Consider the following 16,717-nt stretch of genomic DNA (forward strand, 5'->3'; position numbering starts at 1 on the left):
TGCGGACGAATCCTTATCCGGGACGCCGACAGCCGCTGCGACGGGTGTGCAGAAGCTGTGCCAGAGCCTTGGCCGCCTCTGGGCAACGACGGGCCAGCAGTGGCATCACCGCATTGCAGCAGGTCAGTTGTACCTCTGAGAATGGTGCCCGTGGTTCACCGAATCGAGGCGCCCGGTCCCGATGATGCGGCATCCGTGAGCCGTGTGCAGCTCACGGCCTGGCTCCAGACCTACCCCACGGGGGGCGCCGGCATCGATGAGGCGTGGATCCGCTAGCAGCGACGGCACGCTGTCACCGCCGAGGGCACTGCGCAGTGGCGAGAGCGGTTGCCCAACGTGCGTGTGGCGCGCGACCCCGTGCAGCGTCCTCGGGTCGGATGAGACGCGGGCGATGCGCAACGTGATGTCGTCGGGCTGTTGGGCGACGTGCCGGTGTCAGTACGCGCCGAAGGACCAGAAGACCCCGACCTCGTCGCCGGACACGGCGATGAGGCCCAGCTCTTCGAAGAGGTCGAGCCCGTTCATGGGCTCGCCGGTGATGAAAGTGTGGACTTCCGTGCCCTTGAGGCCGGCCCGGACGAAGTCCCGGGCGGGGTGCGAGGACGCGTCCCGGGCGTTCGTCCAGAACCGGGCGTGCGGGCCGTAGCGGTCCAGCAGGAACTGTGCGTCGGCCAACAGGGCGTCGCGCTCCGGCCGGTCCCGTACGGGCCGGTAGCCGTCCCACTCCTCCGCCATGACGGCGAGCGCGGTGACGGCCCCCGCAGGCTCCAGTTCGTGGAGGCGGTCCCGGAATCCGGCGGCGGGCGGCGGCTCGAAAGGGTACGTCGGCACGGTCGAGCGGGCACGGTTGGTGCGGTCGCCGTCGATGCGAAGCCAGCCGCGCGGGTCAGGGACCTTCCGGTGCATCAGGGCGAGCACGTCTTCGGCCCAGTCCTCGTGCCGGCGCGGACCGGTGGCGAGGAAGACGTACGGGTCCTCCAGCAGGCGCAGGGCTGCCGCGTTCCAGGGGCTGCGGCGTCGCCCCAGCTCCATGAGCGTGCTGCCGACGCTCCGTGCGAACACGTCGCCCGGCGAGTGCGGGAGGCCGGCCATCTCCCCGTACCCCCACCGCAGGAGCTCCGTGGCGGCGCCGTTCGCGGCGGTCTCGGCCAGTCGGTGCGGCGTCTCGGGGACGACGGCCCGGTTTCCCCGCTGGAGCTCGTCGGCTGCCCGCCACAGGTCTTCCAGGTGGGCATCGAGGAGGTCGAGGGCGATGCGGTCGTCGTCTGCCGTGCTCATGAGCCGACCCTAAGGGGTGTCCCGTCCGTGCTGGTCAGGGCTGAGCCGCTCACGCGTTCGCGAGGTGCGCGCGCCGTGCGGGAGGACTCGCCGTGGTGGCCTTCGGTACTCGGTTGCCACCCGCCGCCTCCCCCGGGTGGGGGAGGCGGATACGTCCGGCGGGGGACGTGGCCGGGGCCGGTCAGGCCAGAGGCTGGGATTCCTGCTGATGGAGGGGGAGTTCCGGTGGATCGCTGGGATCAGGTCGGGCGCAAGGCGGCGTATGGAGCTGCTCTGGCGCTGTCGCCCTACTTGCTGATCAAAGTCTCGTGGGTGGTCGGCTCTCTCGTGGGGGCGCTGCCGATCGGCGATGGGTTCGGCTTGGCGGAGTGGGTCGTGCTCAACACCGTCACGGTCGGTATGGCGGTGATCGGGATCGCTCTGGCGCTCGCGCTGGTGCGGCCGTGGGGGACGCGGATACCGGGGGCACTGGTCGCCATTCTGTTCCTGGGTGGGGTCGGGGTTCCTCGTCTCGGTGCTGCCTGTCGGTCTGTTCAGTGCGCTCCTGAACGTGGGCGGTGACTCGCAGGGCGGCGGCGGTGACGACCCGGCCATGCCGGTCTGGGAGGGAGTACTGGTCGAGTTCAGCTTCGTGGGGATGGGGCTGGGGCTGGCCCTCGCCGTCCCGGCGTATCTGCGGCGCCGGTGGCCGGATGCGTTCACCGGGCGCGTCGGTGACGGGCCGCGGACGGTGCCTCCGTGGGCGGCTGTCGTCGGTGCCGCAGTGGGTCTGGTCTGGCTCTACTGGGCGGCCGGCGGCACTCTTGGAATCGCCCACCCGGGCCGCCGGAACGCCGACTGGTACGTGCTGGCCGCTGTATGGGGGTTCTGGGCCCTCGCTGGATCCGCCGGGATCTGGACGGTCGCCCGGGCGCGCCCTGCCGGGATTCCGCGCTGGCTCCCGCTGACACTCGGGTGGGTCGGATCGGGCTCACTGTTCGCATGGAGCGCCTGGAAGCTGCCCCTCATGCTGTACGTGGCGTTGGCGGATCCGGCCGGTCTCACGCCGCCGGAGAGCCTCACCGTCGCGGTGGTGCTGCATCTCGGCGCCGTGCTGGCAGGCGCGGCGATGATGCGGACACTGGTCCGCGCGCGTATCCGCATGTCGGAGTCCCGTGCCCTGCGCGAGGCTGGCATCCGGGTCGAGGGCTGACTGCTTCAGGCGGGCCAAGGGCGCCTGCCGAAGCGGTCCGGGACAATGGCCGAGTCACCCCCGATGCGTGTGGCATGCTCCTCCGCATGATCGATGTCCCGGCCGACGGCTGGTCGTTCGCAACAGCGCGGGAGCCGGCCCGGTTCGGCGTCTGCGAGGTCAACGGTGCTCCCGGAGTCGAGCACGCGGTGAGCGCGCGCGGAACCCTGTGCGGAATATCGGCGCGGCACACCACCCTGTATCTGCACCTGTTCGTTCCCGGCGCCCTCCAGTCGTGCCGACGGTGCCGCCGGCAGGCTGAGGCCGCACCGACAGTGCCATGCGCACAGGAACGTCTTCACGACAGGGTCCGGGGCGCTGCTCAGGGGCAAGCTCGCGATGACCTGCTCGCCGCGCTTCGCCGAGGCGCAAAGGTCGGCTTGTGGATCAGCGGTCCATCCGCGTCCCTGGCGAAGGACTACGCAAAGCTCGACGGGTTGACCGACGGGGCCGGGCCCGCCGCCGAGGCGTTCACCGCCGCTACGACCATCGGCTTGGCCCGCGTCGAGGACGGCCGTTGGCGGTTCCTCGTTGTCCTGCCGGAAGACGGCGGCCGCCCGCTCGTCGCACGCGGACCACGTGTTCTTCCCTGATCCGGTCGGGGCTTCGTGATGGCGAAAGCTCACCGACCACCAGGTCCAGGACCTCATCCGGCAGCACGCTGATGACGCACACGTCCCCGCCCTGGCCGAGAAGTCCGAGGTCGGCCAGTCGAAGTGCCCGGCCCCGCTCATCTCCGGGGGCCACTCGACGCCACTGCAGGCGCGCGGTGCCGGCCCCGCGCTGCCGCCCCTCACGGGCGAGCGCTTCTCGGTACGCAGATGCACCTCGTGCGAATCCGGGGATACCGCCCTCTCCGTGACGCCGAAGAGCGGCAATGCCGCAGCCCCGGTACTCACGAAGCACGGCGCCCTGTGTGCGGGGCGCGATGGTGAACCGCTCACCGGAGGCCGACCTGCACCGGACGGTCGAGGGGCGTCGTTTGCCTGCATCGCCCTGCGCGCTGGTGCGGTGCTCGCGCACCAGCCTTCCTGATACCTCCCCGAAACCCTCTGATCCGTAGCGTTCGATCAAGAGTCCCGGTTCCGTCCGTGCCCGGTCGCGGACGGAGCAGCCAGGAACCTCCACGAGAGACGGAGACGGACATGCAAGGTGCCTCTGGCCGCGGTCGCCCGAACAGCACGAGCATCGGTCGGTCGCGGCGGGCCCGGAAGCCGACGGCCTCGATGGCCGGGGTGACGGCCGTCATGCTGCTCGCGGTCGCGTGCAGCGGTTCCGCCGACGACGACGGGGGCGCGGCCGCGCCGAGCGCCTCGAAGGGGGCGGTCTCGGGCGACAAGAAGAGCACGCTCGCGTACGCCAAGTGCATGCGCGAGAACGGAGTCGCCGACTTCCCCGATCCCAATGCCCAGGGCCTGCTCAACATCGACGGTTCCGTCGACATGAAGTCGTCGCAGGCCCAGGCCGCGGACAAGAAGTGCAAGGAACTCCTGCCCGCGGTCAACGCCACCCCGCCCGCCGGGGTGCAGGAGGCATCCCTGGCGTACTCCAAGTGCATGCGGGAGAACGGGGTCCCGAAGTTCCCCGACCCCAATGCCGAGGGCGGGCTCGACATCAACGGCGACACGCTGGGCGTCGACCCGCGGGGCCCGGTCTTCAAGGCGGCCGAAAAGACGTGCCAGCCGATCCTGGAGAAGGTCGCAGGCGGCCCCAAGGAGTTCCAGTCCGGGGGACCCGGGCCGGCGCCGCAGTAGAAGGCCCGGCCGGCATGACGCCCCGTACCGCTCCCGTCGACGAGGCGAGCGGTACGGCACCCGTCGCGCTGCGCCCCGTGGTCAGTGCACCGACAGGGGTGGCCGGCGCCGGGCGGGCGGCGCGGGGTCGCTCGAGGCGGGAAAGGTGACGGTGACGCTCAGGCCGCCGCCCGACCTCGCCCGGGCGGTGAGGCCTGCGCCGTGGGCGTGGGCGATGGCCTGCACGATGGACAGGCCGAGCCCGAGGCCTTCGGTCCGTGCGGCCCGGGTGGCGCCGAGCCGCTGGAACGGCTGGAAGAGCCGGTCGACGGCCTCCGGCGGCACCGGGGGACCGGTGTTGGTGACGGTGAGGACGGCGTGACCGCCCTCGGTCGCGGTGGTGACCCGCACCTCGCCGTGCGGGGTGTTGTGCCGCAGAGCGTTGTCCACGAGGTTGACGACGAGGCGTTCGGCGAGCGGCCGGTGCCCCAGCGCCGCGGCCGTCTCGAACGACGTGCGGACCGTTACGGTCCGCAGGTCCGCCTCGTCGGCCCGCGCCTCGACGACGTCCTGGGCGATCCCCGTCAGGTCGAAGGGCCGGCGGACCTCGATGCCCGCGTGGCTGCGGGCCAGGGTGAGGAGCGCCTCGATCAGCCGTTCCTGCTGGGCGCCCGCGGCGAGGACGCGTTCGTGCGCCTGCCGCAGGGACTCGGCGGTCGCCGCGGGGTCGGACAGGGCGACCTGGCCGAGGGCCCGCTGCCGGGCCAGCGGCGTACGCAGTTCGTGGGAGGCGTTGGCGACGAACTGGCGGTGGGCCTCGAACGACGTCTCCAGCCGGCTCAACAGGCCGTCGAAGGTGTCGCCGAGTTCCTTGAGTTCGTCGGAGGGACCCCCGAGGGCCAGCCGTTGGTGCAGGCTGGTCGCCGAGATCTCCTGCGCCGTGGCCGTGATAGTCCGCAGTGGGAGCAGCATCCGGCCGGCGACGATCCAGCCCAGCACGATCGAGACCACCAGCATGAGGGCCAGCGCGATCCCGGACTGGACGAGCAGTTGGTGCATGATGCCGGCGATCTGACCGGCCATGGCATCCTGGGCCTGGTCCGCGAGCGTCTCCATGGAACTGTGCCTGCTCCCGGGCGGCTGCCCGGGGACGACGCCGGGCTCCGCGTCCGGTTCGCTGACCGAGAGTTCGAGCGGCTGCCCGGCGATGGCCCGATGCACGAGGCCGTAGGTGATGCCCAGCAGGGCGGCTCCGGACAGGACGAAGAGCCCCCCGTACAGCAGGGTCATACGCAGGCGCACGGTGCGGCGGGGGAGGCGTCGGCGGGCCCTGCTCCCCGCGAGACGGGCGATGGCACGCATGGGCTCCTCAGATCCGGTAGCCGTGCTTGGCGACGGTCTCGATGACCGGGGGGTTCCCTAGTTTGGCCCGCAGCCGGCTGATCGTGATCTTGACGGCGCTGGTGAAGGGGTCCGCGGCATCGTCCCAGACCCGTTCCAGGAGTTCCTCGGCCGCAACGGCGCGTCCACCGGAAGCCAGCAGCACCTCCAGGACACCGAACTCCTTGGGTGCGAGCTCCAGTAACCGTTCTCCCCTGCGGGCGTCGCGCCGGGCGGTGTCCACGACGAGGTCCCCGTGCCGGAGCACGGGCGGCACGGCGGGATGAGCCCGGCGCGCCAGGGCGCCGATCCGGGCGATCAGTACGGGGAAGTCGAACGGCTTGGGGAGGTAGTCGTCGGCGCCCAGACCGAGTCCGTCGACGAGGTCTTCCGAGGTCGCCGCGGCGGTGAGCATCAGGACCCGGCTACGGTTCCCGGACGCGATCAGCTCCGAGCACACGGCGTCACCGTGCATGCCGGGCAGGTCCCGGTCGAGCACGATCACGTCGTAGTCGTTGCACAGCGCGCGTTCGAGGCCGCTGGGCCCGTCCAGCGCCACGTCGACGGCCATCTGCGCGCGGCGCAGACCGACGGCCACCGTCTGGGCCATTTCCTCGTCGTCCTCCACCACGAGCACCCGCACTTGTCGCCCTCTCAGCCGGTACATCGGACACGCTCGTCCAGGAGCGAGCTTCCAGGATGTTCTATCAGCGGTTTCCGCACGGTTTCGCCCGCAAACCCGTCTTCCGGATCGGCCGGGGGCACGAAACTCCGCCGAAACCGCCGCCGCCGTAGAAAGGAGACGGCCGGGAATCCAGCGAGTAATGGAGAGTCGAATGGCTGTCATCGCCAACAGCGCGGCCGAACGGAATGGGGCCGGGAAACAGCGGATGCGCCCCCACCGGCCGCGCCGCCGCGTCAGGGCGGCGGCGATCGTGGTCTCCCTCGTCGCCGTGGGCGGTGCGGCGGGGATCGCCGCAACCGGTCCGTTCGACGCCAGGACGAAGGACGACGCCGCGATCGCGAGTGCCGCTTCGGCGACCTCCCTCGCGCAGGTGACCCGGGGCACCCTCTCCGCGCAGACGCAGCAGAACGGGGCATTGGGGTACGTGGGCGACCATCCTGTGATCAACAACGCCGGCGGTACGGTGACGCAGCTGCCCGCCGCCGGCGAGGCGATCGGTCAGGGCAAGGCCCTGTACCGGGTGAACGGCAAGCCGGTGATCCTGCTCAAGGGATCCGTTCCGTTGTACCGGGATCTGTCCCGCGGTACGGAGGGCGCGGACGTCCAGCAGCTGAACGTAGCCCTCGTCGCCCTTGGATACGCCACCAAGGACGAACTCGATCCCGCGTCGGACTACTTCAGCCGGGCCACCCGCCGGGCGCTCATCGAACTCCAGGACCACGTCGGCCTCAAGGGGACCGGGCAGCTGACGCCCGCGGAAGCGGTCTTCCTGCCGGTCGACGAGCTCAGGGTCACCAAGGTGGAAGGGACGGTCGGTGGCGCCGCGGGACCCGGCGCGGTGCTGCTGCGGGCCTCCTCGACCAAGCGCCAGGTCACCGTGGCCCTCAATGCGAGCCGGCAGGCCTCCGTGAAAGCCGGCGACAAGGTACTGATCACCCTGCCGAACGGCAAGAGCACCGAAGGGGTGGTCTCGTCGGTCGGCAAGGTGGCGACCAAGACGGACCAGAGCATGACCGTCGAAGTCCTGATCGAACCGCTGGACGCGAAGGCGACCGGCGAACTCGACCAGGCGCCGGTGCAGGTCGCGATCGTGTCCGAGACCGTGAACGACGTGCTGTCCGTGCCGGTGGCCTCGCTGCTGGCGCGCGCCGGCGGCGGGTACGCGGTCGAGGTCGTCGACGAGAGCGGCAGGCACACCCTCGTCCCGGTGACCACGGGACTGTTCGACGACAGTGCAGGCACCGTGCAGGTCACCGGCGAGGGTCTGCGCGCCGGTCAGAACGTGGTGGTGCCGGGTTCATGACCAGGTCGGAGACAGAAGCGCGCGCGGGCGGAGCAAGGGCGGTCGGCGAGCCGGTCCTCCAGTTGCACGAGGTGTCCAAGGTGTATCCCGGCGCGTCGCCGCTCGTGGCTCTGGACAAGGCCGGCTTCTCCATCCACAGCGGCGAACTGGTCGCCATCGTCGGCCCGTCGGGCTCCGGGAAGTCGACACTGCTGCAGATCATGGGCAGTCTCGACCGCCCGACCACGGGAACCGTCCGGATCGCCGGGGACGACCTCGCTGCGATGTCGGACCGCGCCCTGGCGGGTCTGCGGGCCGGCCGGATCGGGTTCGTGTTCCAGCAGTTCTTCCTGGCCCAGCACGCCACCGCCCTGGAGAACGTCGCTGACGGAATGCTGTACTCGGGCGCCGGGCACCGTGAGCGGCTGAAGGCGGCCGCCGCGGCGCTGCGCCGGGTCGGGCTCGCCCATCGGGCCGGTCACCGCCCGCCGGAGCTGTCCGGAGGCGAACGCCAGCGGGTCGCGATCGCCCGGGCGCTGGCCGGCAACCCGGCGATCGTGCTCGCCGACGAGCCGACCGGCAACCTCGACAGCGTCAGCGGGGCCGCCGTCTTCAAGCTGCTGAAAGAGCTCAATGCCGAAGGCACCACCATCGTGGTGATCACACACGACCGCGAGCTGGCCGCGCAGATGCCGCGCCGCATCGAGGTCCTCGACGGCCACATCGTCACCGACGTCAGCTCGGAGGGCGAGGCAACGACCGGGGGAAGGCACCTGCCATGACCAGCACGACGACTGCCCCTCCCGGCCGGATGCGTCCGGGCGATCTGGCCCGGACCGCCGGCGTCGGGCTGCGCACGAGGCCGTTGCGGGCCGCCTTGTCGGCCCTGGGCATCGCCATCGGCGTCGCCGCGATGGTGGCGGTGATGGGGCTCTCGGCCTCCTCGCAGGCCGGACTGCTGGCCGAGATCGACGAACTGGGCACCAACCTGCTCACCGTCACCCCGGGCCGGGTCCTCGGTGGCGGGACTGCCGAACTGCCCATCGACGCCCCGGCGATGATAGGCCGGATCAAGGACGTCGAAACGGTCCAGAGCACGGGCAAGACCGACGCCAACGCGTTCCGCAACCCCTACATCCCGGGCATCAACACCAACGGGATCTCCGTGAACGCCACGAGCCTGGACCTGCCGGAGGCGGTGCGCACGACCGTGGCCGAGGGTACGTACCTCAACGCGGCCACTGCCGAGCAGCCGGTCGCCGTGCTCGGCTCGGCGGCCGCGAGCCGCCTCGGCATAGACCGCATCCATCCGGGCGCCCGCATCTGGGTCGGCGGGCAGTGGTTCTACGTCACCGGGATCCTCAGCCCCGCGACCCTGGCGCCCGAGATCAACTCCTCGGTGCTGATCGGGTTCCCGGCCGCGCAGAAGTACCTGGACTTCGACGGCCACCCGACCATGGTCTACGTACGGGCCGACACCGACCACGTCGCCGAGGTCCGGGGGCTGCTGGCCGCGACGGCCAACCCGGCCGGCGCCGACGAGGTCGGCGTCAGCCGGCCCTCCGCCGCCCTGGAGGCCCGGGCCGCGACGCAGTCGGCGCTGGGCGGCCTCTTCCTGGGCCTCGGGGCAGTCGCTCTGCTCGTGGGCGGCATCGGCGTGGCCAACACCATGGTCATCTCCGTCCTCGAACGGCGCTCCGAGATCGGCCTGCGGCGGGCCCTCGGAGCGACCAAAGGGAACATCCGTCTCCAGTTCCTCGCCGAGGCGATCCTGCTCGCCGCACTCGGTGGCGCGCTGGGAGTGGCGCTGGGCACCTCCGCCACCGCCGTCTACACCGACGTCAAGGGCTGGGCGACCGTGGTTCCGGTACTGGCCTGGGGAGGCGGACTCGGCGCGGCCGTCGCGATCGGCGCGGTCGCCGGACTGCTCCCCGCACTGCGCGCGGCCCGGATGCAGCCCACCGAAGCATTGCGCACCGCATAGGGAACACAGCGGGAAGGGCCGGCCGGGTGATGACACGCCTTCAGGCGCTGGAATCCGCTCGTACGGTGAGGGACGCGCCTAGCCTCGCGGCATGGGTACCGAGAAGGTGTCGGTGGCCGATCTGATCTTCGATCGGCTGGACACGAATGGTGACGGAGTCCTCGCCGAGGACGACTACCGGGCGAGTGCGGAGCAGCTGCTGCAGTCGTACGGCATGGGGCCGCACTCGCCCAAAGGACGCGCCCTGACCGAGGCGAATCTCGAGCTGTGGCAGCGGCAGGCCGAGCTCGTCGACCGCGATCACGACGGGAGCATCACGCGGGAGGAGTACCGGGAATGGTTCGGCTCCCTTCCGGCCTCGGAATCGGGCGGGCCCTCGGGTTCACCGGAGGTGATGGCCGTGCTGCACGCGCAGTTCAACGTCGCCGACCGGGACGGGGACGGGCGGATGGACAGCCACGAGTTCACGGTGTGGCGGGAGCTCGAAGGCGTGCCCGTTCAGGCGGCGGAGCAGTCCTTCGAGCTGATCGACTCGGACGGGGACGGTTCGATCAGCTGGAGTGACTTCAACGATGCGGCGGCCCGGCAGGGCCTGGGAGCGCTGCTCTACACGCCGAACTGACCCAGGGTCTTCACGAGCGCGACCGGACCGCCGACCCTGGGTCGCCCGCAGGTACCTGGTCCGTGCAGAGGGTCCGGCGGACCGGCCCTGAGCCTGCACGCGTGGTCTCTCGGGTCCCGACCGTGCACCGGATACGAGCCCCCTGCACACCGGCACGGGTACCGGGTGTTGTTCCACGTGCCTGTTGTGACTGCGTTCTACGGTGGGTTCTGTGACGGAGCACGTGGCGGACCCCACGGCCATGGCCACGGCCCACCTCAAGGAGCGGCTCTACGCGACGATCACGATGATCTCCGTCGTCATCGGGCTTGCCGGCGGCAGCCATCTGGACGTCGTCGGAGCCGTCGCGACGGTCGCGACCGCCGCCGTGGGTCTGTGGCTGGCCGCGCTGGTCGCCGATCAGCAGGCTCATCGCGTGACGCATGGTGCCCTCGCGCGGGGGCGGGAACTGCGCGCGATGCTCTTCGTCAGCAGCCCGCTGCTGCTGTCCGCGGTGGGCCCGCTCATTCTGATCGGCGTCTCGGCCCTGGGCGTGATAGGCCTGGAGACGGCGCTGTACACGGCGGCCGGGGTCAACGTCGCCACGCTGTTCGCGTGGGGCTGCTACGGCGGAATCCGGATGGGCGGGGGGACGGCGTTCGCACTGCTGGCCGGCGCGATCGACGCGGCGATCGGGACAGCGGTCGCGGTGGTCAAGGCCGCGAGCGGCCACTGAGGGCCGCCCCCGCGTGGGCCGCACGGGTGGACCGGCCCTCGCGGTGTGCGCGTGCGCTGGCGGCCGTACGCGTCCGTGAAGTGTGATGGATTGCGGTCGGCCTCCGCGTACTCGTCCCACGTGCACCAACTGCCCCGGAGGTCGAGAGGAGGAGACGAGGAGCGCCATGAACGACCACGCGCGCATCGACGTCCATCACCACGTGATCCCGCCCGACCGGAGCCGCGCGATCGCCGACCGCGCCGCTTCCCTCGGCTGGCCGGTGCCCGCCTGGGACCGGCAGGGCGCGATCGCGATGATGGACCGCCGCTCGATCGCCACCGGTATCCTCTCGTACGCCGCCCCGCTGGGGGCTCCCGACGACATCGAGGGAGCCCGTGCCACGGCCCGGGACGTGAACGAGTTCACCGCGGAGCTGGTGAAGGACCGGCCCGACCGGTTCGGCAACCTCGCCGTCCTCCCCCTGCCGGACGTGGACGGAGCAGTCGCCGAGGCGGTCCACGCCCTGGACGAGCTGGGCGCCGACGGCGTGATGATCTTGTCCAACGCCAACGGGCGCTACCTCGGAGACCCGGAGTTCGAGCCGCTCTGGGCCGAGCTGGACGCGCGCGCCGCGGTCGTCCTCGTCCACCCCACCGCACCACCGGGTGCGATGGTCCCGGGCCTGCCCAGCCCGCTGGTGGACTTCCCGTACGACACCGCCCGCACCGCCCTGCACCTGGCCGTTTCCGGTGTTCCGGGCAGGTACCCCGGGCTGAAGATGATCCTGCCCCACGCGGGCGGCTTCCTGCCGTACGCGGCCCACCGCTTCGCGGCCGCCGCCCACCTGCATCCGGGCGCAGCTCCCGAGGACCTGCTGGCCGAGCTGCGCCGCTTCTACTTCGATACCGCGTTCTGCGCGGGCCCCGCCTCGCTGCCCTCGCTCCTCGCCTTCGCCGAGCCCGGGCACGTCCTGTACGGCAGCGACTTCCCGATGGTGCCCGAAGAGTGGTGCAGCGGCTTCGACGACGGGCTGGACGGCTACCCGCACTGGGAGGACGGGCAGCTCCACTCGATCAACCGCGGCAACGCCGAGCGCCTCTTCCCCCGTCTCGCACGATCCTGATCTGCCCGGCTCGGCTCGGCCCGTTGCCCGTGCACGGATCCTGCGCTCCGAGGTCCTCACGCGCCGCCCGTGAACTGCAGCACCGCGATCCCCGCCAGGAGGGCGATGCTCGCGGTGATGCGCCGGTGGCCGAGGCGCTCGCGGAACACGACCGCGCCGATCAGGGAAGACGATGCTGGTCTCGCGCAGCGCGGCGATGGTGGAGAGGTCGCCGCGGGACTGCGCCCATACGACGAGCCCGTACGCCAGCAGTGAGATCAGTCCCCCTGCCAGGCCCCGGCCGCACACCGGGCGCAACGTGGCGATCCCGCCCGGTGCGAGGAGACGCCGATCCGGGCGGTCGCGCGGGTGCTCAGCCGGTGGGCGAGTGCCGGCGGCGCCGCCGAGGGCCTCCGGCCGAGACCCTGTTCAGTAGCCCGACCTGCTGGATTACGTCGCGTCGCCGTCGGCTTCGTACACGTGCGGCCGTCCTCCCTGCCAGGCGATGACCTCGGAGTCACCGAGGACCAGATCCTCCGGGTCGGGTACCTCGATGCGTCGCAGGAACTCGATCAGGTCCGCGTCGGAGTGCGCGATGCCGAGGGCGGTCTCGATACCGCGGATGCGGATGACGACGCGGCGACCGCCGGTCGGGGAGATGCGGTGAACCAGGATCGGCGCTCGGTCCATGGCTCAGCCGTCCCACGGGCGGCCACCGGCGATGACCGGGTGGAGAACGATGTGGACGCGATCGGTCATGGCTCCAGCCTGCGCTGAGAGGGTCGGTCCAGCACCCCGAGGGTCGTGTCGGGGAGGTCCGGCAAGGCGCGACGCGACGCCGCGGGAGCGCTCTGCTGCCGGCACCCGCCTCCCAGCTCGCGGCGGCGGGCCGTCGGGTCAGTGGGGCGCGGTCCGGTGGCCGAACCAGCGGCCTCGACGGCGGGGGGCGTCGGCGGCCGGAGCGTCGTCGGGCTGTCCGGTCAGTCCGTCGCGCTCACCGTCGATGGCCGCCTGCTTGAGCGCCGTGTCCAGATCCCGTCGGGCCTGTGCCGAGCGGCGGGCTGTACGGCGGGCGCCGATCATGATCAGGGCCAGGCCCAGAAGAGCTGCGGCTCCCACGATGATTCCGGTCAGAAAGAGAGCTCCGGTCGAACCGGTGGCGTGATAGCCGAAGATCGAAAAGTCGCCGCCGACGCCGAGACCGTGCGCGGCACCCGTATTGCCGAACACACCGGCGAGTCCGACGACCGCAGCGGCGATCAGGATGATGAGTCCGAGGATGAGAAACATGAAGGTTCTCCTTGTATCCGCGCCCGGACGATCCACCGGACACGGTCGGCGCCTACCCGGGTTGTGAACCGTCAAGCGAAAGCGTCGGCGTGGGCCGAATCCCGTGATCTGCCGAAACGGACATCAGCCGACTGCGGCGGGCTGCTCCGTTCGCTCGCGGCCTGGCGCCGCGGATCCGGTAGGCGCCGGTGCCGGTCTCAAGGAGTTCCCCGGCGGGCAGCAGCGCGCCGAGTGCCCGGCCGAGGAGCTCGGTGACCTGCCCGGGCGCCACCTCAACGTGCGCGCCCCCGGCGGCCACCACCACCTGGGCAAGAGCCACACCTGCCGGGATGTCCCGGTACTCGCTCAGCCGGTGCAGGAGCGCGCCGGTGGCCAGTAGCTCTGCCCAGTCCGTGATCGGCCGCTCCGGAGGGCCGGGCAGCGGCACCACTGCCTGCGGGACGAGCCGGACGACCTGCCGGCACCCGCAGTCGTCCATCCTCGTTCCGACCGGCAGATCGCAGTCCAGGCAGGCGAGGTTCGGCCCGTCCCTTCCGTCGATCCCCATGCAGTAGCCCCCGGTCCGCTCCAGGATCAGCTTGGTGCTGCACAAGTCGCCCGGTGCGAGGAGAACTGTGCCCGAAGGCCCGTCGGACAGCGCGCCGAACGGCGCCGGGTCGACGGCGTACGACCCTGCCTCCAGCAGTGGCGGGTGGAGCGTCTCCCAGTGGGTGTCGGCCAAGTGGATCGGCAACGCCACCTGCGACACCGCCGTGGTCACTCGGGCGTGGGGGACGGAGAAGCGGTGAGGGGGGTGTCCCAGTTGATGCGCACCTGATCTGGGTCGCTACGGCTGACCTGACAGGCATAGTTCTTGGACACCGCGACGATCTGGGCGACCTGGATGGCGTTCAGTACGGGTTCTCCCGAGCCCTCGTGGTCCGGCTCGCCGGGAACGTGCACGTCATAGTGCACGAAGTAGCTGGAGTTGGCGCCATGGAGTTCGTCGCCTTCCCTGATGTCGGTCACCGTGATGGTGCAGGGGATCAGGTCGGTGGCCTTCTTGGATTCCTGCTGATGCCCATCGTCGGATCCGCAGGCACCGAGCAGCAGGCACATCGCTCCCGTGGCGAGCAGGTACGAGAACTGCCGGATGCGCATGTCGTCTCCTCATCATGACCCCGTCCTCGATCGGCACGTTGTCGACATTGCTGCGAAGGGCCGAAGGAGGACGAAGGTAGCCGCAACCTCCGGTGAACTCATTCGGCAGCCTGCTCTTCGGCATCGGATGGTCAGCCAGGGTCAGTGCATGCGGACGGTTATCTCGGGGAGCGGTATGTCGGACAGGTTGAGCTGGAGCCCGGTCATGGTCAGGTAGGTCTGCGAATCGCTCAGGGTGGTGGACGGCGCCTGGGTCTTCCCGCGTGTGCTCACCAGCAGGTACCAGCCCCCGCGCTTGTAGCTGCGGGAGGCGTCGGCGCCGTCGCGGTTCGGGTTGAGCACCCAGCCCTGGCGCTCGAGGTCCGCGCAGATCGCCTTCATTTCGGACTGTGCGGCGGCCTTCTCACGGACGGCCATCCAGCCCGTCCTGTTCAGATTGGATCCTGCCGGGACCGTCGACTTGCCCTGCTCCGGGTCGAGGCCCGCCGCGCGCACCGCCGTCCGGATGACTTCGTCCACCTCGTCCCGGTTGAGGGGCGGCGAGCTGGGTTCGGGCTCCGTCGCGGGCGCCGGCGTGGATCCCGACGGCTGCGACGAGGGCGCGCCCAGGTGCACGCGCCCGTCGTCGTCGATCTGCACCTGGTCCGGCCAGGCCGCGGCAGCCAGACTCACGATCAAAGTCGCGGCCAGTCCGATCCACACTCTCTTCAAGAACGCGTTCAACGTGGAATCTCCCCCCGAATGATCATCAGAGGGGAGTCTCACACATCCCGTTGGGCGTCCGGCAGTCGAAGCCTGGGGAGCTGGGCCCGCTGCTTCGCATCTCCGCGGGCCCGGAGCAGCTCCGTCGTCGCCGGGAGCGACACGTCGACGAGCGACGCCCGGCCATCGGGCATGGGCGTTGCTCGAGATGGGTCTGTTTTCAGGATGCCCCTGGGCCGGCTGGCTTCTCGGTCTCGGTGGTCACCCGAGCCCCTCGGAAGAGCACCGGAAGCCACAGGAGACATGCGAACAGGGGGACCGCGGCGTAAGTGGCCATGCCCACACCGGAGCCCAACCCGTCCATGAGCGCGCCGAGCACGAGATAGCCCATGCCGATGAGCGTCGACTCCACGAATCTGATCACCGACAGCAGGCTGGCCCGGTGGCGGGACGGCACCGCCTCGTTGAACACGTTGTCCACGATCACGGCGGTGATCTCGGGAATTCCGACCAGGAGCAGGAATGCGGCGACGGTGACCCAGACGAGGCCGAGGCCGCTCAGGCCGAGGGCGGCGGCGAGCGCGACGAGAGACACCGGGACGATGACCCGATAGCCGATGCGCCGGTCCGCGCGGTCCGACAGCAATGGAGTGAGCCCGCCGGCAAAGAATCCCGCCGATATGACCACGCTGACCAATGCGGTGTCCGCTCCCTGATCGGAGAGGGTCTTCTGCGTAAAAATGATGTACGGCGTCAAAGTCGCATGCATCAATCCGGACACCACGACAAGCGTCACGAGCGCAGGCGTGGAGACCCGGAGCATCGCCCGCCATGCTGTGGCGTCTCCGTGTCCCTCATCGGCTCCGTCCGGCTCGTCCACCGCGTCCGTGCCGCGGATCTCGGGTACCCGTGACATCAGCACCACCACGGCCAGGACGAGGCACGCCGCCGAACCGACGTAGACGACTCCCCAGGAAATCCGCTGCAGTTGGCCGCCGAGGACGATGGCGGCTCCCGAGGTGACCGTCCCGAGCATGGTGAACCGGGAATTGATCTTGACGTAGCCGGCCGTTGCACCACGACGCACGAGCAGGTCGTACAGCAGGGCGGTGTCCGAACCGGACACGCATGCCATGCCCACGCCCTGCCCGATGAACAGCGTCAGGAACACCCAGTAGTTGGAGAACGCCATCTGACCGAGCAGACATCCGGCTGTCAGCACCTGGCCGATCGCCATGCCGGCACGCCTGCCGATTCGGTCGGCGATGATTCCCGTCGGCAACTCCGCAAGTCCGCTGACCAGGTAGAGGAGTGTCTGAAGTAGAGCCACTTGCCCGGCGGAGAAGCCTCGCTGCTGAAGGAAGAGGACGAATACGCCGCGCTGGAACAGCGTGTTGGTGAGCACGGCGTACATGTAGAACGGGCGCGTGATGCTTCGCACCGCATCGCCGACTGCAGCCGACCCGTCAACGGCAGCCGTGGTGCCGGTCATGCCGCGGCCTCCCCCTGGTGACTACGGTGATCATCGGAGATTGTCTCACGTGGCAGGTTTTGCGGGCTTCTTGCAGCAGGTCAGGGCTGCGGGCGTAGC

19 protein-coding genes are annotated in these 16,717 nt (G+C 70.5%); 10 read left to right on the forward strand and 9 right to left on the reverse strand.

Annotation, left to right across the window (positions count from 1 at the left end; translation table 11 throughout):
• Window positions 1-435: 435 nt before the first annotated feature.
• The gene (locus tag ACIGFK_RS03140; RefSeq protein WP_400050287.1) at window positions 436-1,278 is read right to left on the reverse strand and encodes a hypothetical protein; all 843 of its coding nucleotides are present in this window, start codon (window positions 1,276-1,278) and stop codon (window positions 436-438) included.
• 225 nt (window positions 1,279-1,503) lie between these two features.
• Here ACIGFK_RS03140 and ACIGFK_RS03145 point away from each other — a divergent pair, with 225 nt between their 5' ends.
• The 4 genes from ACIGFK_RS03145 to ACIGFK_RS03160 all read left to right on the forward strand — a co-directional run bounded on the left by ACIGFK_RS03145 (window position 1,504) and on the right by ACIGFK_RS03160 (window position 4,263).
• Entirely contained in the window at window positions 1,504-1,839 is a 336-nt protein-coding gene (locus ACIGFK_RS03145) for a hypothetical protein (protein ID WP_400050288.1), read from the forward strand.
• Window positions 1,829-2,470 (forward strand): hypothetical protein, encoded by a 642-nt coding sequence (locus tag ACIGFK_RS03150; protein ID WP_400050290.1) that lies wholly within the window; start codon window positions 1,829-1,831, stop codon window positions 2,468-2,470. The genes ACIGFK_RS03145 and ACIGFK_RS03150 overlap by 11 nt, the downstream gene beginning before the upstream one ends.
• Window positions 2,471-2,556: 86 nt before the next feature.
• Window positions 2,557-3,102 carry a hypothetical protein gene (locus tag ACIGFK_RS03155; RefSeq protein ID WP_386468104.1) on the forward strand — a complete coding sequence of 182 codons (546 nt, stop codon included), beginning with the start codon at window positions 2,557-2,559 and terminating at the stop codon, window positions 3,100-3,102.
• 552 nt (window positions 3,103-3,654) lie between these two features.
• Entirely contained in the window at window positions 3,655-4,263 is a 609-nt protein-coding gene (locus ACIGFK_RS03160; protein ID WP_400050291.1) for a hypothetical protein, read from the forward strand.
• 81 nt (window positions 4,264-4,344) lie between these two features.
• On the opposite strand, the gene ACIGFK_RS03165 is transcribed toward ACIGFK_RS03160, so the two are convergent.
• Window positions 4,345-5,604, reverse strand: a complete 1,260-nt coding sequence (locus tag ACIGFK_RS03165; RefSeq protein ID WP_400050292.1) for a sensor histidine kinase — start codon at window positions 5,602-5,604, stop codon at window positions 4,345-4,347.
• Window positions 5,605-5,611: 7 nt separating this feature from the next.
• A complete protein-coding gene (locus ACIGFK_RS03170; protein ID WP_376655606.1) occupies window positions 5,612-6,265 on the reverse strand; it encodes a response regulator transcription factor in 654 nt (217 codons plus the stop codon).
• A gap of 193 nt (window positions 6,266-6,458) precedes the next feature.
• Here ACIGFK_RS03170 and ACIGFK_RS03175 point away from each other — a divergent pair, with 193 nt between their 5' ends.
• From ACIGFK_RS03175 to ACIGFK_RS03200, 6 genes are all read left to right on the forward strand, one after another.
• The gene (locus tag ACIGFK_RS03175; protein ID WP_400050295.1) at window positions 6,459-7,610 is read left to right on the forward strand and encodes a peptidoglycan-binding protein; all 1,152 of its coding nucleotides are present in this window, start codon (window positions 6,459-6,461) and stop codon (window positions 7,608-7,610) included.
• Window positions 7,607-8,371, forward strand: a complete 765-nt coding sequence (locus tag ACIGFK_RS03180) for an ABC transporter ATP-binding protein (protein ID WP_400050297.1) — start codon at window positions 7,607-7,609, stop codon at window positions 8,369-8,371. Before ACIGFK_RS03175 ends, ACIGFK_RS03180 begins: the two co-directional genes overlap by 4 nt.
• Window positions 8,368-9,573 (forward strand): ABC transporter permease, encoded by a 1,206-nt coding sequence (locus tag ACIGFK_RS03185; protein ID WP_400050298.1) that lies wholly within the window; start codon window positions 8,368-8,370, stop codon window positions 9,571-9,573. The genes ACIGFK_RS03180 and ACIGFK_RS03185 overlap by 4 nt, the downstream gene beginning before the upstream one ends.
• Before the next feature lie 91 nt (window positions 9,574-9,664).
• Complete coding sequence (locus tag ACIGFK_RS03190) at window positions 9,665-10,195, forward strand: EF-hand domain-containing protein (RefSeq protein ID WP_376655547.1); 531 nt, start codon at window positions 9,665-9,667, stop codon at window positions 10,193-10,195.
• Between the two features lie 211 nt (window positions 10,196-10,406).
• Window positions 10,407-10,910, forward strand: a complete 504-nt coding sequence (locus tag ACIGFK_RS03195) for a hypothetical protein (RefSeq protein WP_376655548.1) — start codon at window positions 10,407-10,409, stop codon at window positions 10,908-10,910.
• A 166-nt stretch (window positions 10,911-11,076) separates the two neighbouring features.
• Window positions 11,077-12,015 (forward strand): amidohydrolase family protein, encoded by a 939-nt coding sequence (locus tag ACIGFK_RS03200; protein ID WP_400050300.1) that lies wholly within the window; start codon window positions 11,077-11,079, stop codon window positions 12,013-12,015.
• 429 nt (window positions 12,016-12,444) lie between these two features.
• On the opposite strand, the gene ACIGFK_RS03205 is transcribed toward ACIGFK_RS03200, so the two are convergent.
• The 6 genes from ACIGFK_RS03205 to ACIGFK_RS03230 form a co-directional block, all read right to left on the reverse strand.
• Window positions 12,445-12,684 (reverse strand): hypothetical protein, encoded by a 240-nt coding sequence (locus ACIGFK_RS03205; protein WP_376655550.1) that lies wholly within the window; start codon window positions 12,682-12,684, stop codon window positions 12,445-12,447.
• Between the two features lie 207 nt (window positions 12,685-12,891).
• The gene (locus tag ACIGFK_RS03210; RefSeq protein WP_400050302.1) at window positions 12,892-13,284 is read right to left on the reverse strand and encodes a hypothetical protein; all 393 of its coding nucleotides are present in this window, start codon (window positions 13,282-13,284) and stop codon (window positions 12,892-12,894) included.
• 52 nt (window positions 13,285-13,336) lie between these two features.
• Window positions 13,337-14,023, reverse strand: coding sequence for a hypothetical protein (locus ACIGFK_RS03215; protein WP_400050304.1), 687 nt, complete (start codon window positions 14,021-14,023; stop codon window positions 13,337-13,339).
• A gap of 17 nt (window positions 14,024-14,040) precedes the next feature.
• The gene (locus ACIGFK_RS03220; protein WP_376655552.1) at window positions 14,041-14,424 is read right to left on the reverse strand and encodes a hypothetical protein; all 384 of its coding nucleotides are present in this window, start codon (window positions 14,422-14,424) and stop codon (window positions 14,041-14,043) included.
• 141 nt (window positions 14,425-14,565) lie between these two features.
• Window positions 14,566-15,096, reverse strand: coding sequence for a hypothetical protein (locus tag ACIGFK_RS03225; protein ID WP_386468120.1), 531 nt, complete (start codon window positions 15,094-15,096; stop codon window positions 14,566-14,568).
• Window positions 15,097-15,346: 250 nt separating this feature from the next.
• Window positions 15,347-16,618 (reverse strand): MFS transporter, encoded by a 1,272-nt coding sequence (locus tag ACIGFK_RS03230; RefSeq protein WP_386468122.1) that lies wholly within the window; start codon window positions 16,616-16,618, stop codon window positions 15,347-15,349.
• Between the last annotated feature and the right edge of the window lie 99 nt (window positions 16,619-16,717).

This window comes from Streptomyces sp. NPDC085524, assembly GCF_044541755.1.
In the GTDB taxonomy this organism is placed as follows: Bacteria; Actinomycetota; Actinomycetes; order Streptomycetales; family Streptomycetaceae; genus Streptomyces.